General features: G+C 54.8%; 26 protein-coding genes. 19 read left to right on the top strand and 7 right to left on the bottom strand.

The annotated features are described in order from the left end of the window. Positions 1-111 precede the first annotated feature (111 nt). The 4 genes from NHG65_RS07535 to NHG65_RS07520 all read left to right on the top strand — a co-directional run bounded on the left by NHG65_RS07535 (position 112) and on the right by NHG65_RS07520 (position 2,905). Complete coding sequence (locus tag NHG65_RS07535; RefSeq protein ID WP_499183122.1) at positions 112-738, top strand: hypothetical protein; 627 nt, start codon at positions 112-114, stop codon at positions 736-738. A 14-nt stretch (positions 739-752) separates the two neighbouring features. Continuing rightward, positions 753-1,358 (top strand): cytochrome b/b6 domain-containing protein, encoded by a 606-nt coding sequence (locus tag NHG65_RS07530; RefSeq protein WP_283602839.1) that lies wholly within the window; start codon positions 753-755, stop codon positions 1,356-1,358. Beyond that, positions 1,351-2,118, top strand: coding sequence for a molybdopterin-dependent oxidoreductase (locus NHG65_RS07525; protein ID WP_219015724.1), 768 nt, complete (start codon positions 1,351-1,353; stop codon positions 2,116-2,118). Before NHG65_RS07530 ends, NHG65_RS07525 begins: the two co-directional genes overlap by 8 nt. Positions 2,119-2,704: 586 nt before the next feature. Then, positions 2,705-2,905 (top strand): hypothetical protein, encoded by a 201-nt coding sequence (locus tag NHG65_RS07520; RefSeq protein WP_129935463.1) that lies wholly within the window; start codon positions 2,705-2,707, stop codon positions 2,903-2,905. Positions 2,906-2,937: 32 nt separating this feature from the next. Here NHG65_RS07520 and ygbI read toward each other — a convergent pair whose 3' ends face one another. Continuing rightward, complete coding sequence (ygbI, locus tag NHG65_RS07515) at positions 2,938-3,702, bottom strand: DNA-binding transcriptional repressor YgbI (RefSeq protein WP_112348217.1); 765 nt, start codon at positions 3,700-3,702, stop codon at positions 2,938-2,940. Between the two features lie 283 nt (positions 3,703-3,985). Between ygbI and ltnD the strand changes: the two genes are divergently transcribed. The 6 genes from ltnD (at position 3,986) to NHG65_RS07485 (ending at position 9,631) form a co-directional block, all read left to right on the top strand. After that, positions 3,986-4,900 (top strand): L-threonate dehydrogenase, encoded by a 915-nt coding sequence (gene ltnD / locus NHG65_RS07510; RefSeq protein ID WP_499183121.1) that lies wholly within the window; start codon positions 3,986-3,988, stop codon positions 4,898-4,900. Then, the gene (gene otnK / locus NHG65_RS07505; RefSeq protein WP_499183120.1) at positions 4,900-6,162 is read left to right on the top strand and encodes a 3-oxo-tetronate kinase; all 1,263 of its coding nucleotides are present in this window, start codon (positions 4,900-4,902) and stop codon (positions 6,160-6,162) included. Before ltnD ends, otnK begins: the two co-directional genes overlap by 1 nt. Further along, complete coding sequence (gene otnC / locus NHG65_RS07500; RefSeq protein ID WP_099064054.1) at positions 6,159-6,791, top strand: 3-oxo-tetronate 4-phosphate decarboxylase; 633 nt, start codon at positions 6,159-6,161, stop codon at positions 6,789-6,791. Before otnK ends, otnC begins: the two co-directional genes overlap by 4 nt. A gap of 3 nt (positions 6,792-6,794) precedes the next feature. Continuing rightward, the gene (locus NHG65_RS07495) at positions 6,795-7,571 is read left to right on the top strand and encodes an HPr family phosphocarrier protein (RefSeq protein ID WP_499183119.1); all 777 of its coding nucleotides are present in this window, start codon (positions 6,795-6,797) and stop codon (positions 7,569-7,571) included. A gap of 107 nt (positions 7,572-7,678) precedes the next feature. Continuing rightward, positions 7,679-9,049: a GntP family transporter gene (locus tag NHG65_RS07490; protein ID WP_207975810.1), complete on the top strand. Its 1,371-nt coding sequence runs from the start codon at positions 7,679-7,681 to the stop codon at positions 9,047-9,049. A 51-nt stretch (positions 9,050-9,100) separates the two neighbouring features. Continuing rightward, a complete protein-coding gene (locus tag NHG65_RS07485; RefSeq protein ID WP_207975812.1) occupies positions 9,101-9,631 on the top strand; it encodes a GNAT family N-acetyltransferase in 531 nt (176 codons plus the stop codon). A gap of 9 nt (positions 9,632-9,640) precedes the next feature. Here the strand turns inward: NHG65_RS07485 and NHG65_RS07480 are convergent, their stop codons facing one another. Further along, a complete protein-coding gene (locus tag NHG65_RS07480) occupies positions 9,641-10,516 on the bottom strand; it encodes a LysR family transcriptional regulator (RefSeq protein ID WP_207975814.1) in 876 nt (291 codons plus the stop codon). 93 nt (positions 10,517-10,609) lie between these two features. Between NHG65_RS07480 and NHG65_RS07475 the strand changes: the two genes are divergently transcribed. Next, positions 10,610-11,593, top strand: coding sequence for a nitrilase family protein (locus NHG65_RS07475; protein WP_207975816.1), 984 nt, complete (start codon positions 10,610-10,612; stop codon positions 11,591-11,593). A gap of 127 nt (positions 11,594-11,720) precedes the next feature. On the opposite strand, the gene tnpA is transcribed toward NHG65_RS07475, so the two are convergent. The 3 genes from tnpA to ompX are packed head-to-tail and all read right to left on the bottom strand — an operon-like array spanning position 11,721 to position 12,923. Next, entirely contained in the window at positions 11,721-12,179 is a 459-nt protein-coding gene (gene tnpA / locus NHG65_RS07470) for an IS200/IS605-like element IS1541C family transposase (RefSeq protein ID WP_129935314.1), read from the bottom strand. Continuing rightward, on the bottom strand, positions 12,136-12,375 hold the full coding sequence (locus NHG65_RS07465; protein ID WP_499183118.1) for a hypothetical protein: 240 nt from the start codon (positions 12,373-12,375) through the stop codon (positions 12,136-12,138). The genes tnpA and NHG65_RS07465 overlap by 44 nt, the downstream gene beginning before the upstream one ends. A gap of 29 nt (positions 12,376-12,404) precedes the next feature. After that, positions 12,405-12,923, bottom strand: a complete 519-nt coding sequence (gene ompX / locus NHG65_RS07460; protein WP_012005917.1) for an outer membrane protein OmpX — start codon at positions 12,921-12,923, stop codon at positions 12,405-12,407. A 398-nt stretch (positions 12,924-13,321) separates the two neighbouring features. Between ompX and rhtA the strand changes: the two genes are divergently transcribed. Next, entirely contained in the window at positions 13,322-14,209 is an 888-nt protein-coding gene (gene rhtA, locus NHG65_RS07455; protein WP_112348209.1) for a threonine/homoserine exporter RhtA, read from the top strand. A gap of 146 nt (positions 14,210-14,355) precedes the next feature. Further along, complete coding sequence (gene nanQ, locus NHG65_RS07450) at positions 14,356-14,823, top strand: N-acetylneuraminate anomerase (RefSeq protein ID WP_099064047.1); 468 nt, start codon at positions 14,356-14,358, stop codon at positions 14,821-14,823. Between the two features lie 42 nt (positions 14,824-14,865). On the opposite strand, the gene NHG65_RS07445 is transcribed toward nanQ, so the two are convergent. Continuing rightward, entirely contained in the window at positions 14,866-15,405 is a 540-nt protein-coding gene (locus NHG65_RS07445; protein ID WP_099064046.1) for a P-loop NTPase family protein, read from the bottom strand. 362 nt (positions 15,406-15,767) lie between these two features. Here NHG65_RS07445 and dps point away from each other — a divergent pair, with 362 nt between their 5' ends. From dps to ybiO, 6 genes are all read left to right on the top strand, one after another. Continuing rightward, positions 15,768-16,271 carry a DNA starvation/stationary phase protection protein Dps gene (gene dps, locus NHG65_RS07440; RefSeq protein WP_261415639.1) on the top strand — a complete coding sequence of 168 codons (504 nt, stop codon included), beginning with the start codon at positions 15,768-15,770 and terminating at the stop codon, positions 16,269-16,271. A 159-nt stretch (positions 16,272-16,430) separates the two neighbouring features. Beyond that, complete coding sequence (locus tag NHG65_RS07435) at positions 16,431-16,697, top strand: DksA/TraR family C4-type zinc finger protein (protein WP_099064186.1); 267 nt, start codon at positions 16,431-16,433, stop codon at positions 16,695-16,697. A gap of 355 nt (positions 16,698-17,052) precedes the next feature. Then, on the top strand, positions 17,053-17,796 hold the full coding sequence (glnH, locus tag NHG65_RS07430) for a glutamine ABC transporter substrate-binding protein GlnH (RefSeq protein ID WP_085115857.1): 744 nt from the start codon (positions 17,053-17,055) through the stop codon (positions 17,794-17,796). Positions 17,797-17,901: 105 nt separating this feature from the next. Further along, complete coding sequence (gene glnP / locus NHG65_RS07425; RefSeq protein WP_099064044.1) at positions 17,902-18,561, top strand: glutamine ABC transporter permease GlnP; 660 nt, start codon at positions 17,902-17,904, stop codon at positions 18,559-18,561. After that, complete coding sequence (gene glnQ, locus NHG65_RS07420; RefSeq protein WP_012005910.1) at positions 18,558-19,280, top strand: glutamine ABC transporter ATP-binding protein GlnQ; 723 nt, start codon at positions 18,558-18,560, stop codon at positions 19,278-19,280. Before glnP ends, glnQ begins: the two co-directional genes overlap by 4 nt. A 153-nt stretch (positions 19,281-19,433) precedes the next feature. Continuing rightward, a complete protein-coding gene (gene ybiO, locus NHG65_RS07415) occupies positions 19,434-21,653 on the top strand; it encodes a mechanosensitive channel protein (protein ID WP_499183117.1) in 2,220 nt (739 codons plus the stop codon). A gap of 40 nt (positions 21,654-21,693) precedes the next feature. On the opposite strand, the gene NHG65_RS07410 is transcribed toward ybiO, so the two are convergent. Continuing rightward, positions 21,694-22,998, bottom strand: a complete 1,305-nt coding sequence (locus tag NHG65_RS07410; protein WP_499183116.1) for a methyl-accepting chemotaxis protein — start codon at positions 22,996-22,998, stop codon at positions 21,694-21,696. Positions 22,999-23,283 lie beyond the last annotated feature (285 nt).

Genomic DNA, 23,283 nt, shown 5'->3' with positions numbered 1-23,283 from the left:
ACTAGCAGTTTCAGCAGACATGCTTGATGACATTAATGTCATTAAACGGACATGGTGCTGTCCCTATTGTTCAACCATGCTTAACCGGCAACCTAAACAAAGGAGAACATTATGATTACCCGTCATCGTTTTGCCGGTTTACTGCTGTCCACCCTGATGCTGTGCAGCGGAGCCGCCGCTGCGGCTCAAACGCCAGGAAAAGTGATTGCTCCCCTGCGCGGCACTATCGATCAGGTGACCGACAGCAACCTGCAGGTCACTGACCGCAAAGGGGAAAAGATCAGCGTAAAACTCAACGACCAGACCAAGGTGCTGAGCGTTTCAAAAGGCACGCTGGATGACATCAAACCGGACAGCTTTATCGGCACCGCCGCGGTACCGCAAGCGGACGGCAGCCTGAAGGCGCTGGAAGTCCACGTGTTCGCCGCCAGCCTGCGCGGCACCGGTGAAGGCCATTCGGCCTGGGAATCTGCCGACGGCAAGGTGGATACCATGACCAACGGCACCGTCGGCAAACTGGTTAAATCCAACGGCCGTACCCTGACCGTGACCTACGGTAACCAGCAGAAAACCGTCAACGTGCCGGAAGATGTGCCGATCGTCACGCTCGATCCCGGCGATCGCAGCCTGCTGAAACCTGGCGTGCACATCGTGTTGTTCTCCGCGACTGACGACAAGGGCGAACGCGTAGCCACCCGCATTTCTGCCGGTAAAGACGGCACCGTTCCACCAATGTAATTCGGGAGTTCGTGATGAAAACCAACGCGCCACGGCCGGTGCATCGCTGGCCGGTCCGTATCACCCATTGGATTAACCTGTTCGCCATGGTTTGTATGTTTATGAGCGGCTGGGAAATCTATAACGCCTCACCGCTGTTCGGCTTTCGCTTCCCGCCGCAGGTCACACTCGGCGGTTGGTTGGGCGGCGCGATTGGTTGGCATCTGGCAGTGATGTGGCTGCTGGCAGGCAATGCACTGTGCTATCTGCTGTGGAGCCTGTTCAGCGGCCATTTCCGACGCGACCTGCTGCCGCTCACTGCAGGCAGCTTAGGGCGAGATATCTGGCAGGCGCTCACGCTGCGGCTAAAACATCAGCACGGCCGCTATAACGCGATTCAAAAGCTGATGTACCTCGGCGTGCTGGCTTTGGGCCTGCTGTTGGTGCTCTCCGGGCTGGCGATCTGGAAGCCGGTGCAACTGCAAGGGCTGGTGAGCCTGTTCGGCGGCTTTGACACCGCGCGTTACGTTCACTTTTTCGCTATGTCCGGCATTGGCTTGTTTGTGGTGATCCACCTGTTGATGGTGATTATCGTGCCGCGCACGCTATGGGCAATGATTGCGGGAGGCAAACATGAATGACAAAAAACAGCGCCCTGCGGCACCGACGCTGGAACCGGCGCAAAAGAAACAACTAGTCAATTTACAACGCCGCCTGATGCTGCGATCCGGCCTGACGCTGGGCGGTATCGCCATGCTGAGCGGCTGTAACCTGCAGGACGGGGATCAGGTGGATAAAGTACTGTGGGCCATGTCGCGCTGGAACGATCGGGTGCAGGCCTGGCTGTTCAACGGTCAAAAGCTGGCACAGACCTATCGCCCGGAGCAGATCACCCATCCGTTCCCGTTCAATGCGTTTTATCCCGAGTACAACGTGCCGGAAGTGGATCTCGCCAGCTATCGGTTGGAAGTCTCCGGCAAAGTTGAAAAAAAGGCGTCCTGGACGCTGGAACAGCTGCAACGCCTGCCGCAGGAAAGCCAGATAACCCGCTTGATCTGTATCGAAGGCTGGAGCGCCATCGGCCAGTGGGGCGGCGTGCCGCTGCGCAACTTCCTGCAGCATGTCGGGGCAGATCTGAACGCCCGCTATGTCGGTTTCAAATGTGCGGACCGCTATTACTCCAGCATCGATATGGCCACCGCGCTGCATCCACAGACGATTCTGGCGCTGGATTTCGGCGGCAAGGCGCTGCCGGCAGATTACGGCTACCCGCTGCGGCTACGGGTGCCGACCAAGCTGGGGTTCAAGAATGCCAAACATATCGCCGCCATTTTTGTCAGCGATACCAACCCCGGCGGCTACTGGGAAGATCAGGGCTATAACTGGTTCAGCGGCATTTAGTTTTTTGCGCAACACTGCGCAGAATTCCCGCTGACGGCTAGTACATGTATTCCGACGCTGTTAATAATTCATCACTAAAAAGGAAGGTAACTATTGGAAAAATAATAATAAAAAGGATTTTATCATGGAGATTGATGTTACTGAACGTTATTCGCTACGGGCGGGTGAATTCAGATATCAGTAAGCAAAAGTGACGAAAAAACTGCTGAATATTACCTTGATTTCAAAAATATCACTCAAGAAATGCGGGCATGGTTTACGCATGTTTATACCGACCCTGACTTTTTAGATAACGCTTATGCCATAGAGTTTTATGACGTCAAAGCACTGAATCTTGCCATCAGGCAAGGACGCTCTGCATTCGATACCTATACCCCCATGGGGTATACATTTTCCGAACGTGAGCGCCTGTTCGTCGAGGGAATAGGTAAAACTATTACCGACTTCGTTACCCAATATCAGGCAAAGCTCGTTTTTAGCGTACCTTTAAGACCCGCCTTGGCCAAAATCTATGATTCACTCTTGAAAAAACATGCTCAGAGAGTACAGTATTTGTACAAAATGGAATTCATAAAGGACGGTTTATATGTCATCGAAATCTAACGTCTTAGATCAATCTCAGGAGCAGAGCTCGGACTTTCTGAGTATTAAAGAACAGCGCCTGCAGGCCATACAAGCTTTCCATGATGCCTGGTGGGAACAAAGGTGTCAGGAATGGCGTGAACGAGGTTGCCTCGGTACGCCGGGTCGGGTCATCAGCCGCTACCGTTCCAACGATACGCCATAACCCCCATCTGGGGGTTTTCTGTTTTTAGCCGCTCATTCGCCGGTCGTCATCAGCGTGATATCTGCCTGCAAGATCGCCTCGCGCGCGGCGGCGGGCAGATTGTCATCGGTAATAATCGCGTCAAATACCGTTATCGGCAGCGCCAGATAGGTAGCGATTTTGCCGTATTTAGAGGTGTCGCTGAGCAAGATGCAGCGGCGGCTGGCGTCGACAATGGCTTTCTTCACCATCACCTTGTCTTCGTTCGGCGTCGACAACCCGCGCATGCCCCATGACGAAGCGGAAATAAATGCCAGATCGATAAACAACCCACGCAACGCCTGCGCTGCGGCTTCACCCACGCATGAACGATTCTCACGGCAGACGGTACCGCCGGTGTGAATGATTTTGCACTGGCTGTGTTCAATCAGGTAACCGGCAATCACGAAATCATTGGTGACCACCGTCAGATCGTCGCGATCGCTGATGTGCTTGGCCAGCGCCAGCGTAGTGGTGCCCGCATCCAGATAGACACAGCTGTCAGGAGGGATCTGCCGGGCCGCCAACTGGCCAATGGCCGCTTTCTGCTGGCTGTACATCCCTTCCTTATCCTGATGAGAAGGCTCGATCGCCACCCGTTCTGCCGACTGCACGCCGCCCGACACCGCCAGTACCGCCCCCTGCTCTTCGAGCTTTTGCAGATCGCGGCGGATAGTCATGTGCGACACCCCCAGCCGTTCGGTCAATTCAGCAATGCTGACCACCCCACGTTCTGATACCAGCGCTAAAATTTGCTGATGGCGTTCTACAGGTATCACGGTTCCCTCTCTTTACCGCGGTGATAATAATTGTGATTTTACGTCAATTTTCGTTCGATAACAGTCCCCTTTATTCAGGTCGTGAGGTGGGTCATGGTATCAACACATTATTTTAAATAGTTTTAAAACAGGGAGATAAGCCAATTTATAGCTCTTTTATCTGATATAAGCCTGAAACAACAACTGTTAATAATTGTGATGCCGATCGCTGACTTCGGACCAACAAGCGCTTACATTTAACACAACAAAACAAATTATCACTAAAATTAACACGAGGTGCCGCATGACACAGCCAGGGGATTTTGCAGTTTGCATCGTAGGACTAGGTTCGATGGGCATGGGAGCGGCAAAGTCGTGCATTAATGCCGGACTGAGCACTTACGGCGTCGATCTTAATCCGCAGGCGCTGGCCGCCTTGCAACAGGCCGGAGCAAAACAAGCGGCCACCCGCGCAGACGACTTCGCAGCCGAACTCGATGCCTTGTTACTGCTGGTGGTCAACGCCGCACAGGTGAAACAGATCCTGTTTGGTGAGAACGGCCTGGCAGCGAAGCTGAAGCCAAACACGCCGGTGATGGTGTCCTCCACCATTTCCGCCGCCGATGCCAAACAGATTGAACAACAGTTACTGGCGCTGGGGCTGAACATGTTGGACGCCCCGGTTTCCGGTGGCGCCGCCAAAGCCGCAGAAGGCCAGATGACGGTGATGGCCTCCGGCGCTGAGTCTACTTTCGGCCAGTTGCAGCCGGTACTGGACGCCATTGCCGGCAAGGTCTATCGCATTGGCGAAGAGATTGGCCTGGGGGCCACGGTGAAAATCATCCACCAATTGCTGGCCGGGGTGCATATCGCCGCCGGGGCCGAGGCCATGGCGCTGGCCGCCCGCGCCGGTATCCCGCTGGACGTGATGTACGATGTGGTCACCCACGCCGCCGGTAACTCATGGATGTTCGAGAACCGCATGCGCCACGTGGTCGACGGGGACTATGCGCCTAAATCGGCGGTTGATATCTTCGTGAAGGATCTGGGGCTGGTAGCGGATACCGCCAAAGCGCTGCATTTCCCGCTGCCGCTGGCTGCTACCGCTTTCAATATGTTTACCGCCGCCAGCAACGCCGGTTTCGGTAAAGAGGACGACAGCGCGGTGATCAAGATCTTCGCCGGTATCGACCTGCCGCAAAAGAAGGAGAAAGCATAATGCTGCTCGGCGTTATTGCAGATGATTTTACCGGGGCCACCGACATTGCCAGCTTTTTGGTGGAAAACGGTCTGTCGACGGTACAGTTGAACGGCGTGCCGCAGGATGAACTACCGCTCGAAGCGCAGGCGGTGGTCATCAGCCTGAAGTCACGCTCCTGCCCGGCGACACAGGCGATTGAACAGTCCTTACAGGCGCTGGCCTGGCTGCAACGCCAGGGCTGTCGGCAATTTTACTTCAAGTATTGTTCTACCTTCGACAGCACCGCGCAGGGCAATATCGGCCCGGTGACCGATGCGCTACTTGATGCATTGGGCGAAAGCCAAACGGTGATCTCTCCGGCACTGCCGGTCAACGGCCGCACCGTGTATCAGGGCTATCTGTTTGTGTTGGATCAGTTGTTGTCAGAATCCGGTATGCGCAACCACCCGGTGACACCAATGACCGACAGTAACCTGCTGCGGCTGATGGAAGCGCAGGCTCAGGGACGCTGCGGACTGGTGACGGCAACAGAAATGGATCGCGGTGTCGAAACGGTGGCCGAAAAGCTGCGGCAGTTGGCGCAACAAGGCATAAGGTACGCCGTGCTGGATACGCTGAATGAACAGCATTTGCTGACTCAGGGTGCAGCACTAAAAAATATGAAGCTGGTGACCGGGGGCTCCGGTCTGGCGATCGGCCTGGCTCGTCAATGGGCACAACCGGGGCAAGGCAGCCCACAGGCGGCCGGGGCACCACAGGGCGAAAAGGCAGTGGTGTTGTCCGGCTCCTGCTCCATCATGACCAATCAACAGGTGACGCGATACCGTCAGCAGGCGGCTGCCAAAGCTATCGACGTGGCCCGTTGCCTTAACGATGACGACCGAGCGGCTTACGTCACCGAACTGACCGACTGGGTGCAACAGCAGGCTAACGGCCCACTGGCTCCATTGCTGTACGCCACCGCCGAGCCGGAAAAATTGCGACAGGTGCAACAGCAATACGGTATGGCCGCTGCCAGCCAGGCGGTAGAATCGCTGTTCGCCGGGGTGGTTGAACAGCTCCGGCAGCAAGGTTTCAATCGTTTTATCGTTGCCGGCGGCGAGACCTCTGGCGTAGTGACTCAGGCACTGGGCATTCGCGGTTTCCACATTGGTCCCTGCATTTCTCCCGGCGTGCCCTGGGTGCGGGCCATCGATCAACCGGTTTCACTGGCCCTCAAATCGGGCAACTTTGGCGATGAGAACTTTTTCGCCCGGGCACAAACGGAGTTCCCCCTATGACACTGACCACAGAACAGCAGGCACGTGAGGAAATGGTGCGCCTGGGGGCCTCGTTCTTCCAGCGCGGTTACGCCACCGGTTCTGCCGGCAATCTTTCGCTGTTGTTGGCGGACGGCACGTTACTGGCCACCCCCACCGGTTCCTGTCTGGGTGAACTGCAGGCCGATCGACTGTCGAAGGTCAGCCTGAGCGGCGAATGGTTGTCCGGGGATAAACCGTCAAAAGAGATCAGCTTCCACCGGGCACTGTATCTGAATAACCCGGAGTGCAAAGCCGTGGTGCACCTGCATTGTACTTATCTTACCGCCCTGTCCTGCCTGCAAGGGCTGGATGTGAAGAACGCCATCAAACCCTTCACCCCTTATGTGGTGATGCGGGTCGGCAAGGTGCCGGTAGTGCCTTACTACCGGCCCGGCGACCTCCGGCTGGCGGAGGATCTGGCCAAACTGGCACCGACCCACCGCGCTTTCTTACTGGCCAATCACGGCCCGGTCGTCACGGGTAAGGATCTGCGCGCGGCGGCAGACAACACTGAAGAGATGGAAGATGCGGCGAAGCTGATTTTCACCCTCGGCGAGCGCCCAATTCGTTATTTGACCGATGATGAGATTGCCGAGCTACGGAGCTGAATCATGCCTAAATTTGCTGCCAATTTATCGATGATGTTTACCGAACTGCCGTTCCTGGAGCGGTTCGAGGCCGCAGCCGCCGCAGGGTTTAGCGCGGTGGAGTTTCTGTTCCCCTATGACTATCCGGCCGAGCTGTTGGCTGAAAAGTTGCACCATAACGGCCTGCAACAGGTGCTGTTCAATACCGCGCCCGGCGATGCCGATGCCGGTGAATGGGGGCTGACGGCCGTACCTGGCCGCGAACAGGCTGCACGGGCCGATATCGACCGCGCGCTGGCTTACGCTATCGCGCTGAACTGCCCCAGCGTACACGTCATGGCCGGTGTGGTGCCGCCTGGCGAAGACGGGCAGCGCTACCGCGATACCTTTATCAGCAATATCCGCTACGCCGCCGACAGCTTCGCCAAACACGGTATCAAGGTGCTGATCGAAGCGCTCAGCCCGCAGGTAAAGCCCAACTATCTGTTCTCCAGCCAGCATCAGGCAGCAAAACTGGTCGAGGCCGTCGATCGCCCGAACGTCTTTATCCAGTTCGATTTTTTCCATGCGCAGTTGGTAGACGGCAATATCAGCGGCCTGATGACCGCACTGGCCGGGCGCTACGCCCATATTCAGATCGCCTCGGTACCGGATCGCCATGAACCGGACGACGGCGAACTGAATTATCCCTGGCTGTTCGCCCAACTGGACCGCCTCGGTTATAGCGGCTGGATTGGTTGTGAGTACAAACCCCAGGGCGATACCCGCGCCGGACTGGGTTGGATAAGGCCTTACCTGTAACGGACTAACCAACCCAACCTGCACAGCAACAATATAAAAATTAAACGCACCCGTATCGCCAACCGGCGATCGCGGTGCCTGACTCTTACCCGATTAAAGGCTATCCCATGTCGACTTCTATGCTTTTGATGATTGCCGTATTAGGTGTAGTGCTGCTCCTGCTGATGGTGATCAAAGCCAAGATCCAGCCGTTTGTCGCCTTGCTGGTGGTCAGCCTGCTGGTGGCGCTGGCCAGTGGCATTCCGACCGGTGAAGTGATGAAAGTGATGACCGCCGGGATGGGCGGCGTGCTGGGCTCGGTGACCATTATCATCGGTCTGGGCGCCATGCTCGGCAGAATGATCGAGCATTCCGGCGGTGCCGAGTCGCTGGCCCAGCGCTTCAGCAAGGCGTTAGGGCCGAAACGTACCGTGGCCGCGCTGACCATCGCCGCGTTTATTCTCGGCATTCCGGTGTTCTTCGACGTCGGCTTTATCATCCTGGCACCGATCATCTATGGCTTTGCCAAGGTGGCCAGGGTTTCGCCGCTGAAGTTTGGCCTGCCAATGGCCGGTGTGATGCTGACGGTACACGTCGCACTGCCGCCGCACCCTGGCCCGGTGGCCGCTGCCGGGTTACTGAATGCCGACATTGGCTGGCTGACCATTATTGGCCTGGCGATCTGTATTCCGGTTGGCGTCATCGGCTACTTCACAGCCAAATGGCTGAACCGTAAGGCTTACCCGTTATCGATTGAAGTGCTGGAACAGTTGCAGCTGGCAGCGCCAGAACCGGCCCCGGAAGGCAAAGCGCCGTTAAGCGATCGCATTAATCCACCCGGTGCCTGGCTGGTGGCCGCACTGATCGTCATTCCCATCGCGATTATTATGCTGGGCACCGTTTCCGCCACCTTGCTTGAGCCAGGTTCAGCGCTGCGCGACACGCTATCGTTGATCGGTTCCCCAGCGGTAGCACTGATGATCGCCCTGCTGTTGGCGTTCTATTTCCTGGCGATTCGTCGTGGCTGGAGCCTGCAACACACCAGCGACGTGATGGGTGGCGCGCTGCCCACTGCCGCCGTGGTGATCCTGGTGACCGGTGCCGGTGGGGTGTTCGGCAAAGTGCTGGTTGAATCGGGCGTGGGCAAGGCATTGGCGGACGTTTTGACCACCATCGGCCTGCCGTTGATCCCGGCGGCATTTATCATCTCGCTGGCCCTGCGTGCCTCACAAGGGTCCGCCACCGTGGCGATCCTGACGACCGGCGGCTTATTGTCGGAAGCGGTCAGTGGACTGAATCATCTGCAACTGGTGTTGGTGACTCTCGCTACCTGCTTTGGCGGGCTGGGGTTATCGCACGTAAATGATTCCGGCTTCTGGATCGTCACCAAATACCTCGGTCTTTCAGTGGCTGATGGCCTGAAAACCTGGACGGTGCTGACCACTATCCTCGGCCTCAGTGGCTTCCTGTTCACCTGGTTGCTGTGGCTGGCGGTGTAATTTCTCTGGCATACTGCACAGAACCTTTTGGCTCTGTGCAGGAAAAAAATAATGACCCTTATCACCACCGCCCCGCAGTTGCTCACCGAACGTTTACGCCTGGATGCCCACACGCTGGACGACTTTGATTCATTGGCCGCCATGTGGGCCGATCCTGAAGTGGTGCGCTATATCGGCGGCACGCCGAGAGACCGGGAAGACTCCTGGGGCCGCCTGATGCGTTACGTGGGTCACTGGGCGCTGTTAGGGTATGGCTATTGGGCCGTGCGCGATAAAGTCAGCGGCGCTTACCTCGGCGGCATCGGTTTTTCCGACTTCCAACGCCATATCATCCCGGCGCTCGACGCCCCAGAGATGGGCTGGACGCTGGTGACATCGGCGCAGGGCAAAGGCTATGCCACCGAAGCGCTGCGGGCGGCTTTGGCCTGGGGGAAAGAGCATTTACCGGGTGATAAGACGGTCTGCATTATTTCACCGGAAAACCAGCCTTCAGTGGCGCTGGCGAAGAAGGTCGGTTTTAGCGAAAGCCGCCGCAGCGAGTACCATCAGAGCCCTATTCTGGTGATGCATTGCCCGCTGTAAGCCGGGGTATTAACTCACCGACGCCGTGGTCAGCGCAACCTGGATAAAATTATCCCGCAGTGCGTCAGCCTGCTGCGGGTTCCAGGCAATACCGACTTGCCACTCAGTCTGTTCGCCACTCAGCGGCAGAATATCGATGCCCGCCGGGGCAATATGGCTGACGCTGTGCGGCAACAGGGCAACGCCAATGCCGGCGGCGACCAGCGCCAGCAGCGTCTGGATATCCCCGGCCTGTTGCACTACGTTGGGTGTCAGTTGATGGGCAGCAATAAAGCGCAGCGACTGTTCGCTCAAACCGCGTCCGCGTTTCGGCGTCAACTGCAGCAGCGGTAGAGTATTGAATTGCCCGATGATCGTTTCCGCCTTCAGCGCCAACGCGGCGGGGGCGGCCAGCACCAAGCGATCGCTCAGCAGCGCGGCGGCCCGTAGCGGCGTGCTGACCGGTAGCCGTACGAACCCCACCTGCAACTCACCCTGCAATAACAATTGATACTGCCGCTCCGAAGGCAGATCCTCCAGCCCCACGGCAACCTCAGGAAAACGTTGGCGGAAGGCAGCAACCAGCTGCGGCGCCAGGTGAAAACTGGACAGCCCGAACCCCATCGCCAACCGCCCCGCCTCCCCTTGCACGATCTGCAAGGCACGCTGTTGAAACTGCAGATGCTGGCCAACCAGCGTCTGGGCTTCGGGATAAAGCCGCTGTCCGCTGGCGGTGAGTTGTGCTCCCTGGCGGCCACGGTTAAACAAGCGGGCACCAAGCAGCGCTTCCAGCGCCTGGATCTGTTTGCTCAGCGCCGGCTGGGTGATACACAGCCGCTCCGCCGCCAGGCGATAATTACCCTGTTCAGCCAGCACCACAAAGGCGCGTAGTTGTCGAATATCCATTCCGTTTAGTTATCAAATAAAGAATTTAATTGATTATACAGTAATCAATAGCTTTGCTGTAATCAACGCCAGACAACAGCCAAAGGTGATCCCATGACAAGCTCTCTGCGTGCCGCAACGGTGCAGTTTCAGCATCGCGCCAACGATAAAAACTACAACCTGTCGGTGATTGAGGGCTTTATCGCCCGTGCCGCCGCCGAACAAATCCAAGTGCTGACTTTCCCGGAGATGTGCATTACCGGCTATTGGCACGTTCGACACCTCAGCGCCGGCGAAATTGGCGCACTGGCGGAACCGATAGCCACCAGCCCTTCACTGGCGCGTATTCGTCCGCTGGCGGAGCGCTATAACATGGCGATCGGTGTTGGGCTGATTGAACAGGGTGAAGACGGAAAATATTACAATGCCTACGCTGTTTGCCTGCCCGACGGCAAACTTCACGTGCACCGTAAACTGCACGCCTTTGAGCACCCGGCAATAGCCAGCGGCGACAGTTTCACCGTGTTTGATACCCCATGGGGTGTGCGGATGGGAGTATTAATCTGTTGGGACAATAACCTGGTGGAAAACGTGCGGGCAACCGCACTGCTGGGGGCGGAGGTGCTACTGGCACCGCATCAAACGGGGGGTACTCATTCACGTAGCCCGCACGGCATGAAGCCGATCCCGCTGGAAATCTGGCAACGTCGGCAGGAAAACCCGGCGGCAATTGAGGCGGCGTTTCGTGGCGAACATGGCCGCGGCTGGCTGTTGCGCTGGCTCCCGGCACGCGCACATGACAATGGTTTGTTCGTTTTATTCAGTAACGGCGTAGGGCGTGATGACGATGAGGTGCGAACCGGCAACGCGATGATCCTCGACCCTTACGGCCGTATTCTGGCGGAAACCTGGGCGGCAGAAAATCAGATGGTCACGGCCGAACTTGACCTGTCGCTGATCCCACTCAGCACCGGACGCCGCTGGATCCACGGCCGCCGACCGGCACTATACGGTATTCTTACCCAGCCGCAGGGTTATGAACGAGATGCCCGCAGCGCGCGCTTTTCGTCAGAGCCGGGGCAAAAGTTGGGCAAGTGAAGGTTGCTGAATAACAGGCAATAAATATCCTCCGGCATAGCCGGAGGTTTTTCATATGCGCCTATAAGGCTCTGTTACCAGCCGCGCCCTAACAGGCGCATAGCAATCTGACATTTGCATCTATGGATTACTTACGGCCCGTAAACGGGCTACCTGGATACGGGATCGAGAGTTGCTCACCCATTTTATCCTCTTCCAGTTGGTGCTTTATGTATTCTTGTATCCTGGCCGTGTTTTTCCCTACCGTATCAACGTAATACCCTCGGCACCAAAACTCCCTGTTACGGTATTTGAACTTCAAATCCCCAAACTGCTCATAAAGCATCAGGCTGCTCTTTCCCTTCAGGTACCCCATAAACCCCGATACACTCATCTTCGGCGGGATTTCCAGAAGCATATGAATGTGATCCGCACAGCATTCCGCTTCCAGAATATTCACGTTTTTCCATTCGCACAGCTTTCTTAAAATACTGCCAATCGCTTTGCGTTTTTCCCCGTAGAACACCTTTCTTCGGTACTTCGGCGCAAAAACTATGTGATATTTACAGTTCCATCGGGTGTGCGCTAAGCTCTTTTCGTCCCTCATTGGGACCCCCTTTTGATTTCTTGTTGAACATTTGCAGTTGCCAGACCGCAAACTGTTTTAACAAATCAAAAGGGGTTTTTATAACTGGCTCAAAGCTGAAAGCTTTACTGAACCCCCAGCCTAGCTGGGGGTTTTCTGTGCACAAAAAAAATCCGCCCGAAGGCGGATTTTTATCTGATGCGGCTAACTGCGCCACATGCTCACGCCCGCAGGCGTGGAGAAATCTTAGAAACGGTAGCCTACGCCAACGCTCCAGATACCAACGTCAACACTGCGGATACGGCTCTGCTCGTAACCTACATCCAGAGCAACGTCCTGGATTGGGTTGAACTGCAGGCCAGCACCGTAGGTGAAGCCGTAGTCGCTGCTGCCGTTACGGTCGGAACCGTTCTGAGCATTGTCGATGTTTTTGCCGTAGCCAACACCAACCACACCGTAGATGCTTGCCCAGTCATTGAAGCGGTAAGCTGGACCGGCAGTGATAGAGTTGTACTGAGCTTTACCGTAGTAACCGTTCTCAGAACCGTTCTTTTCCACGTGGGTAAAGGAACCGATCACACCCAGTGGGTTGTTGTCGAATTCGTAACGGTACTTCAGGTTGAAACCGTCGGCTTTGTTAGCAACGCCTTGGAGATCACCCTGCGCATAACCAGCAGAAACGGTGCTCTGGCCAGCGAATGCGGTACCTGCGGTTACTGCTAATACACAGGCTGCTACTGCGGAAAGACATGCAATTTTTTTCATAACCACCTCAAACGCGTTATATTTTTAAGTAAATCCATTTGTTCATGCTTTGAAAATATAGCAAAAATTAGCGTGAAACTCTGCCTTAAAATGAGTGTCTAATGCTTTATATCGTGTAACATTAGATTTCAAGAACAGTGTATCTTCTTCTTTTCGCTCTATTTTCGAGCCGCATTCTACGCGTTTCTGTGACAACAATCACCTATTTAATATCCAGATGATTCTTAAAAAAAGCGCATTTTTTGAGCATAAAAACCAGATCACTGCCCTGAAGCTGGCACTTTTCTCCGCTGCATAAGCTTTTCTCAGACACATTTACCTCATTTCATTTACACTGCCGTCATCCAAAAAACGACAGTCTTCCCAGGTTATGGGAAACGCATAAAAGGCTCTAAAGGATGTCCTCGTCTGCAACCACTAAAGCGTCCTCCACGCTGGTGCCTATCTGTTTATTGATTATTGCCATGGTATCGATCCAGACCGGTGCCTCGCTGGCCAAAAGCCTGTTCCCGCTGGTCGGTGCTGAAGGTATCACCACGCTGCGCCTGAGTATCGGTACGCTGATCCTGTTTATTATCTTCCGTCCGTGGCGCATGCGCTTCGCCGCCGGCAGCCGTTTGCCACTGTTTATCTACGGCCTGGCGCTGGGGGCGATGAACTACCTGTTCTATCTTTCTTTGCGTACCCTGCCGCTGGGCATCGCCGTCGCACTGGAATTCACCGGGCCGTTGGCGGTCGCCATGTTCTCGTCACGCCGCCCAATAGACTTCTTGTGGGTCGCATTGGCGATCGCCGGCTTGTGGTTCCTGCTGCCGTTGGGCCATGACATGGGCAGTATCGACCCCTTTGGGGCGGCCTGCGCGCTGGGTGCCGGTGCCTGTTGGGCGGTCTATATTATCTGCGGCCAAAAAGCCGGCGGCGACCACGGCCCAGGCACCGTGGCGGTCGGTTCACTGATCGCCGCCGTGGTGTTCTGCCCGATTGGCGCCTGGCAAGCCGGAAGCGCCCTGCTGAATATTGATATCCTGCCCGTCGCACTGGCGGTGGCCATTTTGTCTACCGCACTGCCCTACTCATTAGAAATTATCGCTCTGCCGAAAATTCCGGCGCGTACCTTCGGTACCCTGATGAGCCTGGAGCCAGCGCTGGCGGCGCTTTCCGGCATGCTGTTCCTTAATGAACACCTGACCACGGTGCAATGGCTGGCACTGGCAGCGATCATCGCGGCTTCCATGGGTGCCACCCTGACCATCAAACCAAAACCACAAATCGAAAATCTGTCCTGAGGATCGGTAACGCCTGCATTTGCCAAAAGCGGAATGCAGGCGGGTTAACTGTTTTCATACTGGCAAACAGGCATACTTTTCCGCGCAGTACCCCCCACGTTTTTATGGAACCGGACCCGGCAGGGTTCACCACATGGAGAATTAAAGTGATTTATAACACTCTGTTTAACCCACGCTATGGCCGTGGGCTGTCACCGATACTGATCGAAACTCTCACCACCCTTCGTCAATACGATCTGCCTGAGCTGGCGCTCGGGCGGCATGAGATCGACGGTGAAAAGATCTTTATGGACGTGATGACGCTAACCACCGGGTTGGCGGAAACCCGGCGCGCAGAGCTGCATCAGGAATATGCCGATATCCATCTGTTAATCAGCGGTGAAGAACGTATTGATTACGGCATGCCGGGTGACTGGCAAAGCGAATTGCCCTATGACGAAGTTCAGGATTTGCAGCTGTTGGATATCCACCGCCATCGTCAGACGCTGACGATGTTTCCCGGCATGTACGCCATATTTTTCCCCCATGAGCCGCATCAAATCGGTTGTCAGTTGAACGCGCCGATGCTGATCAAAATAGCGGTGATGAAAGTGCATTACACCCTGTTGCTGTAAACAGCCAGCCGGTCGAAATGGCCGGCTTTCTCGTGGCACGCTTTAATGCCGGGACAAATCGCGAATAAACTCACTGGTTTGCCCAGGTGAGCGCAGCCGGATAAAACGGATATGCTGATAACGGGGATTGCTCATATCAGCCAGATAGCCGACCCGGTTTTTACGGTAGGTCTTGAGGGTCCACAGCACAATTGAATCGCGGCTGAAAAAAGAACGGCGGAAACTTTCACGATTGCCGGTGCCCGCCCACAACTCGGTACCGGACCATGCACGTGTGGCGGCACGCCGCACTGCCTGAAACAGCGTACGGCAGAAACCATAATCCACCCACACCACCCAATCGACGCCATTCCACTTGACCGCTTTGGTTCGGCTATAGTTGCCGTCAAGCACCCAGCCGCTTTCCGCCTCGGCCAGTACCTCTGCGACTCGCACCAAGAACACATCATCGGGTGTGCCTTGCCAGTCTGACCGCCAAAACAGCTTGTCCAACTCGATATGGGGCAACGCAAGTGTTTGCGCCAACTGACGTGCCAGGGTGCTTTTGCCACTGCCACTGGTTCCAACGACGTTGATTTTCATTGGCATCGGGTTCTGAAATAAGGGCAGAATATCTTAGCGGAGATGTCATTGGCCTATCAATATGAATTAACGGCTATTTCTGCAATTGACCTTTAAATTTAAAGCACAGCTTCATCCGATTGAAACAATAATAAGGATGATAATAAAATCGGGTTATAAAATATTACAAAAGGAAATAAAAAATTAAATTAAAATTCAATTAGTTAAATTTTACCAAACCACTCTACGCCTGTTAAATCACATTTTCAATTCGTTACTCCCTATTTATCCAATAGCCATTTTCGTCCTGCAAAAATCCCTGTCATTGCTATAATTACTCCCGAACCAAAATAGGACAACGCCACAACAAGAGGAGATCTGATATGAGTACCGCTAAACTGGTGAAAACGAAATCTTCTGAGCTGCTTTACACTCGCAATGACATGGACGAAAAAACCAAGCTGGAGGCCATCAAGGCGCTGAACCGTCAGGTTATCCAGTTTATCGACCTGTCACTGATCACCAAACAGGCCCACTGGAACATGCGTGGCGCCAACTTTATTGCCGTTCATGAGATGCTGGACGGGTTCCGTACGGCGATTATCGATCATCAGGATACTTTTGCCGAGCGCATCGTGCAGTTGGGTGGCGTCGCCTTGGGCACCGTGCAGGTAGTGAACGATAAAACCCCGCTGAAAAGCTATCCGACCAATATCCATAGCGTACAGGAACACCTGAAAGCGCTGGCCGATCGTTACGGTGCGGTGGCCAATGACATTCGCAAGGCCATCACTGAAGTGGAAGATGAAGATACGGCGGATATGTTCACCGCGGCATCCCGTGATCTGGACAAGTTCCTGTGGTTTATCGAATCCAACATCGAATAAACCCTGCTAAAAGCAATCAAAACGGCCCGCATTGCGGGATTGAACAGGCTGCGGGCTTTGCCCCAGCCTGTTTTTCTTTTTGCACGGCTTGAATTGCTCAAAAAACCGCCCATAGTAGATAAATTAGACGGCAGACGGTGCCACAACAGTGAGGTGACTATGGCAAGCGGATGGGCGGCAGAAGGTGCCGTGCAAGATCAAATCGATTCCACCGTGGATGATGCCGTACAGCGTGCCAGACAGGCGCTGGGCCACGGCGAAAGTGAGCATTATTGTCAGGAGTGCGGGGAAGAAATTCCTTTGGCGCGTCGGCAAGCGCTGCAAGGCGTGCGCTATTGCCTGGCCTGCCAAACCGAGCTGGATAAAAAACAGGCGGCTAGCAGCTTATATAACCGCCGCGGCAGCAAAGACAGCCAACTGCGTTAAGCTGATGGGCTAAAAGCCTTTCCGCCCTTTTTGACTGAACATTCCTGCACCAGATGCAACACCCTTGCTGCACAAAAGTTAGAGTTAGTTATCAGTATTGAAGCGAAATGGTTAACTATCGGTTGTTTCAGCACCATTATTTGGTTAATGATAGACGACTGCACCAACAGGTCACTCAAAGCACTATTTTGGGGCCCCAATAAAGTGCATAAAAATAATAATTCGATCCTCAAACACAACATCACAGCATAACTCTTTGTTTTTATAGTAGTTGAAAACATGGCACGATTTTTTCATGGCACCAACTGCAATATAAAAAATGGGTAATCCGCAACCTGTACAGGAAATTCCTCTCATGAAGTCAATTTTTAAAGTCTCCCTGGCCGCACTTTCGTTGGCCTTTGCCGTAAGCTCCCACGCAGCAGACAAACTGGTCGTCGCCACCGACACCGCATTCGTTCCTTTTGAGTTCAAGCAAGGCGATAAATATGTCGGCTTCGATATCGACCTGTGGGCCGCTATCGCCAAAGAACTGAAACTGGATTACACCCTGAAACCAATGGACTTCAGCGGTATCATCCCGGCACTGCAAACCAAAAACATCGATCTGGCGCTGGCCGGTATTACCATTACCGAAGAACGTAAAAAGGCCATCGAGTTCTCCGACGGCTACTACAAAAGCGGCCTGCTGGTGATGGTGAATGCCAATGACAACAGCATCAAGGGCATTGACGACCTGAACGGTAAAGTGGTGGCGGTGAAGAGCGGCACCGGTTCCGTTGATTACGCCAAACAACACATCAAAACCAAAGACCTGCGTCAGTTCCCGAACATCGATAACGCCTATATGGAACTGGGCACCAAGCGCGCTGACGCGGTACTGCACGACACGCCAAATATCTTGTACTTCATCAAGACTGCCGGCGCCGGCAAATTCAAAACCGTCGGTGAATCACTGGAAGCCCAGCAATACGGCATCGCCTTCCCTAAAGGCAGTGACGAGCTGCGCGTGAAGGTCAATGGCGCGCTGAAAACGCTGCGCGACAACGGCACCTACAACGAAATCTACAAAAAATGGTTCGGTACCGAACCTAAATAACGGATGAAGTCAGTCACTGATTCACTTGAGCACAGGGGTGGTGTCTTAGCCCCTGCGCTTTGTTGTATCTGATTCCCACGTTTGGGATCACCGGGAGAAAACACCATGCAGTTCGACTGGAGCGCCATCTGGCCCGCCATCCCCATCCTGTTAGAAGGCGCCAAAATGACCCTATGGATTTCGGTCCTCGGTCTGATTGGCGGCCTGATCATTGGCCTGGTGGCCGGCTTTGCCCGAACCTACGGCGGTTGGATTGCCAACCACGTGGCTCTGGTATTCATTGAAGTTATCCGTGGCACGCCGATCGTGGTACAGGTGATGTTTATCTACTTCGCCCTGCCGATGGCGTTCAACGATTTACGCATTGACCCGTTCAGCGCAGCGGTGGTCACCATTATGATCAACTCCGGTGCCTATATTGCGGAAATTACCCGTGGCGCCGTGCTGTCAATTCATAGCGGTTTCCGTGAAGCAGGCCTGGCACTGGGCCTGTCACGCCGCGAAACCATCCGCTATGTCATCATGCCGTTGGCGCTGCGCCGCATGCTGCCACCGCTGGGTAACCAGTGGATCATCAGCATTAAAGACACCTCGCTGTTTATCGTGATCGGCGTGGCGGAACTGACCCGTCAGGGCCAGGAGATTATTGCCGGTAACTTCCGCGCGCTGGAAATCTGGAGCGCCGTGGCGGTTATTTATCTGATTATTACTCTGGTGCTGAGCTTCGTGCTGCGTCGTCTGGAAAGAAGGATGAAAATCCTGTGATTGAATTTAAAAACGTCTCCAAGCATTTTGGGCAAACCCAGGTGCTGCACAATATCGACCTGAAAATTAACCAGGGTGAAGTGGTAGTGATTATCGGGCCTTCCGGCTCCGGCAAATCCACACTGCTGCGCTGCATCAACAAGCTGGAAGAGATCACCAGCGGCGATCTGATCGTCGACGGGCTGAAAGCTAACGATCCCAAGGTTGACGATCGGCTGATCCGTCAGGAAGCTGGCATGGTGTTCCAACAGTTCTACCTGTTCCCACACCTGACCGCGCTGGAAAACGTCGCCTTTGGGCCCATTCGCGTGCGTGGACTGAAAAAGTCGGATGCGGAAAAGCTGGCACGTGACCTGCTGGCCAAAGTGGGCCTGGCTGAGCGTGCGCACCACTATCCTTCAGAGCTTTCCGGCGGCCAACAGCAGCGTGTGGCTATCGCCCGAGCGCTGGCGGTGAAGCCGAAAATGATGCTGTTCGATGAACCGACCTCCGCACTTGACCCGGAACTGCGCCATGAAGTGCTGAAGGTGATGCAGGATCTGGCGGAAGAAGGCATGACCATGGTGATTGTCACCCACGAAGTCGGCTTTGCCGAAAAAGTGGCGTCACGTCTGATCTTTATCGATAAGGGACGGATTGCGGAAGACGGCAATCCTCATGAGTTGATCAACAACCCGCCAAGCCCACGTTTGAAAGAGTTCCTGCAGCACGTTTCCTGATTTATCCTGTTCAACGGCGGGCGTACTCTGCGCCCGCCGTTTCTATTTAGCACGCGTTCCCACTCCCCGCCTCGTATCATTTCCTACTATATTGCTTGTTTTTATTAACATTTGTATCAATCCGCCGATTTACAGAGCCCCAAGAGAGGATAAATGCCCGCAACCGCATGCTCCCGATTCGGTTCTCATCTGCGAGAACGTTGGTTCCCCCTGCTACTGCTGCTGGTCACCTGCACCGCTTCCCCGTTGGCGATGGCGCAACCCGCGCAGAATACCGCGGCTAGCGACCAGACCGAGCAGCAAAAGGCTTCCTACACCGCACTGGCAGATATTCTGCAGGACGACAAAGCCCGCGCCACGCTGATCGACCACCTCAGACAGGCGGCAGATGAATCGCCCAAGACCCAGACGAAACCCGCCGCGTCAGAAACGCCCGAGTCGCTGAGCGACAACCTGAGCAGTTTGGCGCAAGGGGGCATCAGCACGGTCAACCAGCGGTTAAACTCGCTGCAAAAGCTGATCGACTCCGGACCCAAACGCACCTTTAATCCCGACAGTTTTTTCCGAGCCTTGGGTTATTTTCTGCTGACGGTCGCGGCCACCTTCGCCCTGTTCCATCTGATCCGACGGCTGATCCGCCCGCTGTACAAGCGGATGGGTAGCTGGGGCCACAACGCCAAACTGCAGCAGGGGCCGTGGTATAAGCTGCCAACGGCAATCCTCGGGGCCTTCGCCGTCGATCTGCTGGTACTGGTACTGGCACTGGCTGCGGGTAACCTGTTTGCCCGCCATGTTAATGCCGACAGCGCGACCATCCTGCGCTTGCAAACTCTGTTTCTCAGCGCCTTCGCGGTTATCGAATTCTTCAAAGCCGTGCTGCGACTGATTTTTTCGCCTGACTTTGATTATCTGCGTCCCTTTGCATTTAGCGATGCCAGCGCCCATTACTGGAACAAACGCCTCGCCTGGCTTAGCGGCCTGATTGGTTACGGCCTGATGGTGGTGGTGCCGGTGGTCGCGACACAAATCAGCTATCCGGCAGCAGCAGCGGCTAACCTGGCGATCATGCTGGCGCTGACGCTATATGCAGTGGCGCTGATCCTGCGTAACCGCAAACCGATACAACAACAGATTAACCTGCTGGCAGAACGATCCATGGCATTCTTCAGCATCATTCTGCGTGGGCTGGGCCATGTCTGGCACCTGCTGGCAATCGCTTATTTCCTGGTGTTATTTGCGCTGTCACAGTTTGATATCGGTAACAGCCTGCGCTTTATGATGACCGCAACGGTGAAAAGTCTGGTGGTTATCGGCGTCGGTGCTTTGCTTTCCGGCATGCTGACCCGTTGGATTTTCCGTCGCATTTCACTGCCGGATGACGTCAACCGGCGCTACCCGATGCTGGAGCGGCGCATTAATTCTTATATCCCCAATGGCTTGAAGATACTGCGGGTGATGGTGGTGCTGGCGGTAACACTGCTGTTGTTTGACGCCTGGCACCTGATCAATCTGTATCAGTGGGCCGGTAGCGAGAACGGCGAAAAAATCATTGGTGGGCTGGTACATATCCTGCTGATTATGGTGGTCGCCGTCTTCAGCTGGACGCTGATGGCCAGCATTATCGAACACCGGCTGGCGTTGGAACTGAGCAATGGCATCCGCCCAAGCGCGCGTGAACGCACCTTGCTGACGCTGTTTCGCAACGTGCTGGCCATCGTGATCAGTACCATTACCATCATGATTGTGCTGTCACAGGTAGGGATTAACATTGCGCCCCTGTTGGCCGGTGCCGGGGCTCTGGGCCTGGCCATCAGCTTTGGTGCGCAAACGCTGGTGAAAGACGTGATCACCGGCGTCTTCATCCAGTTCGAGAACGGCATGAATACCGGCGAATATGTCACCGTCAGCGGCATTACCGGCACGGTGGAACGCATGACCATCCGTTCAATCGGCCTGCGGGACGACTACGGCGTGTATCACATCGTTCCCTTCTCTTCTATCACTACGCTGGCCAACTATGCCCGCGAATTTGGCGTATATCGCGCCAACTACAGCGTGAGCCGTGATGAAGACATAGACCATGTTCATGAGGTACTGCATCAGGCGGTAGACGCGCTGAAACAGGACGAGCAGGTGAAACACTTCCTGGTGGGTGAACCGGTATTCAATGGCGTGGTGGCACTGGGTGACCGTTCCTTCACCACCCGGGTGACCGTGCGTACCCAGGCGCTGAAACAATGGGTGGTGCAGTATGCGCTCGACCGTCTGGTAAAAATGCATTTTGACCAGGCCGATATCGCCATGCCACAGCAGGCCATGCAGCTTTCATATGCTCCGGGCTCGCAAGAGTCGGCAACCAAACAAGCTGAGTGAAAAAAGACGCTAGCCCCGGCAGGGGTTAGCGTCACAAGTCTCAGTGCAGTGCCTCGGTCTGTTTCACCGAAGCAAATGTCTGCATCAGCCTGACCACATCCTGCATGCCAACATTCACCTGATTGATCACTTCCCCGGCATCATGCGTCAGTGCTACGCCGCCACCCGCCTGTTCCACGCACACCGCCATTCCGGCAATCGCCGCCGTCACGCCCTGTTGAATCGCTTTGGTGATGCGCTCAATTTCGGTTGCCGCCTGACGAGACTGCTCTGCCAGAGTACGCACCTCGTTAGCGACCACGGCAAACCCTCGCCCGTGCTCCCCCGCATGTGCCGCCTCGATAGAGGCATTAATTGCCAGCAGATTGGTCTGGGCGGCAATTTTACGGATCGCCTCCACCATGGTGCCTATCTGTTGCGAGCCGTTACCCAGTTCGCTAACCACCGCCGAAGTATCCCGCGCAGCCGCTTCCACCTGCTGCATGCCGGCCACCGCCTGCTGCACGATCACCGCCCCCTGCGCAGCGGTCCGGTCGGTATCCAGGGAAAGATGATGCGCATTACGTACCATCTCTTCCTCGTGCTGTTGCTGAATCATCAATTGGGTGATGTCCTGAGCGATCTTCACCACTTTCACCAACCGCCCTTCCTCGTCGAGGATCGGGTTATAGCTGGCTTCCAGCCAGACCCGTTCCCTGCGACGGTTTACGCGTTCAAAGCGCCCGGTGATAAATTCGCCACGCGCAAGACGCTGCCAGTGTTGGCGATAATCGTCGGAGGCGGCAAAATCCGGCGGGCAAAGCACTGCATGCGACTGCCCGCGCGCTTCCTCCAGCCGATAGCCCATTAAATTCAACATATTGTCATTAGCATCGAGGATCTTTCCCTGTGCGTTGAAAGTGATCATCGCCATGGATCTATTTAGCGCGGCCAATAAACTCTGATGTTCCTGCGCCTGGGTAATACGCTCTGTCACCACGCTGGCGATCTTGACGATCTCCACCACCCGCCCCTGCTTGTTCAAAACCGGGGTATAGGTCCCCTGCAACCATACGGTTTCACCGTCTTTGCGAATCCGTTTTATATTGTCGGTGATAGGTTTGCCATGATTTAGCATATCCCAGTGTTTACGATACGCCGTACTCTCGGCGTATTGCGGATCGCAAAAAATACGGTGATGCTGGCCGAGCACTTCCTGACGCTGGAATTTCATGGTCTGCAGAAATAAGTCGTTGACGCGCAGCACGGTACCATCCGGATTAAAGACAATCATGGCAACGGCATTTTCTATCGCGTTTAGCTCCGCGCGGGTGTGGGTATTTAACTGACTGAATCGTAACAGCATAGGGTGAAGATCCTTCTGGCAGATGATTTAGCGAACAAATGCTTTTCATTTTATTTTTCTGCACGCCGCGCCCACACGCAGGCGCGCATCAGCCGGAGAAACGGGCAGGCCTTATTCTCCAGACAGATAACGCTAACCGGGGTAAATATATCAATTTAGCAAGGTGACTATTATTTTTTAAATAAATAATTAAATCGGGATTTTTATTATTGGTAACTGCATTGAGAATAACGCAAGTTGAAGAAATTGAAAGGAAAACGCAAAGTATTATTGATGCCGGTTAAA

This window comes from Serratia myotis (genome assembly GCF_027474885.1).
Classification (GTDB): Bacteria; Pseudomonadota; Gammaproteobacteria; order Enterobacterales; family Enterobacteriaceae; genus Serratia; species Serratia proteamaculans.
Note: the sequence above shows the minus strand (reverse complement) of the source record. Positions and strands in the feature narration are given on the sequence as shown.

Coding starts and splice junctions, on each gene's coding strand:
- NHG65_RS07535 (WP_499183122.1), top strand. CDS start 112: ATGATTACCCGTCATCGTTTTGCCGGTTTACTGCTGTCCACCCTGATG.
- NHG65_RS07530 (WP_283602839.1), top strand. CDS start 753: ATGAAAACCAACGCGCCACGGCCGGTGCATCGCTGGCCGGTCCGTATC.
- NHG65_RS07525 (WP_219015724.1), top strand. CDS start 1,351: ATGAATGACAAAAAACAGCGCCCTGCGGCACCGACGCTGGAACCGGCG.
- NHG65_RS07520 (WP_129935463.1), top strand. CDS start 2,705: ATGTCATCGAAATCTAACGTCTTAGATCAATCTCAGGAGCAGAGCTCG.
- ltnD (WP_499183121.1), top strand. CDS start 3,986: ATGACACAGCCAGGGGATTTTGCAGTTTGCATCGTAGGACTAGGTTCG.
- otnK (WP_499183120.1), top strand. CDS start 4,900: ATGCTGCTCGGCGTTATTGCAGATGATTTTACCGGGGCCACCGACATT.
- otnC (WP_099064054.1), top strand. CDS start 6,159: ATGACACTGACCACAGAACAGCAGGCACGTGAGGAAATGGTGCGCCTG.
- NHG65_RS07495 (WP_499183119.1), top strand. CDS start 6,795: ATGCCTAAATTTGCTGCCAATTTATCGATGATGTTTACCGAACTGCCG.
- NHG65_RS07490 (WP_207975810.1), top strand. CDS start 7,679: ATGTCGACTTCTATGCTTTTGATGATTGCCGTATTAGGTGTAGTGCTG.
- NHG65_RS07485 (WP_207975812.1), top strand. CDS start 9,101: ATGACCCTTATCACCACCGCCCCGCAGTTGCTCACCGAACGTTTACGC.
- NHG65_RS07480 (WP_207975814.1), bottom strand. CDS start 10,516: ATGGATATTCGACAACTACGCGCCTTTGTGGTGCTGGCTGAACAGGGT.
- NHG65_RS07475 (WP_207975816.1), top strand. CDS start 10,610: ATGACAAGCTCTCTGCGTGCCGCAACGGTGCAGTTTCAGCATCGCGCC.
- tnpA (WP_129935314.1), bottom strand. CDS start 12,179: ATGAGGGACGAAAAGAGCTTAGCGCACACCCGATGGAACTGTAAATAT.
- ompX (WP_012005917.1), bottom strand. CDS start 12,923: ATGAAAAAAATTGCATGTCTTTCCGCAGTAGCAGCCTGTGTATTAGCA.
- rhtA (WP_112348209.1), top strand. CDS start 13,322: ATGTCCTCGTCTGCAACCACTAAAGCGTCCTCCACGCTGGTGCCTATC.
- NHG65_RS07445 (WP_099064046.1), bottom strand. CDS start 15,405: ATGAAAATCAACGTCGTTGGAACCAGTGGCAGTGGCAAAAGCACCCTG.
- dps (WP_261415639.1), top strand. CDS start 15,768: ATGAGTACCGCTAAACTGGTGAAAACGAAATCTTCTGAGCTGCTTTAC.
- NHG65_RS07435 (WP_099064186.1), top strand. CDS start 16,431: ATGGCAAGCGGATGGGCGGCAGAAGGTGCCGTGCAAGATCAAATCGAT.
- glnH (WP_085115857.1), top strand. CDS start 17,053: ATGAAGTCAATTTTTAAAGTCTCCCTGGCCGCACTTTCGTTGGCCTTT.
- glnP (WP_099064044.1), top strand. CDS start 17,902: ATGCAGTTCGACTGGAGCGCCATCTGGCCCGCCATCCCCATCCTGTTA.
- ybiO (WP_499183117.1), top strand. CDS start 19,434: ATGCCCGCAACCGCATGCTCCCGATTCGGTTCTCATCTGCGAGAACGT.
- NHG65_RS07410 (WP_499183116.1), bottom strand. CDS start 22,998: ATGCTGTTACGATTCAGTCAGTTAAATACCCACACCCGCGCGGAGCTA.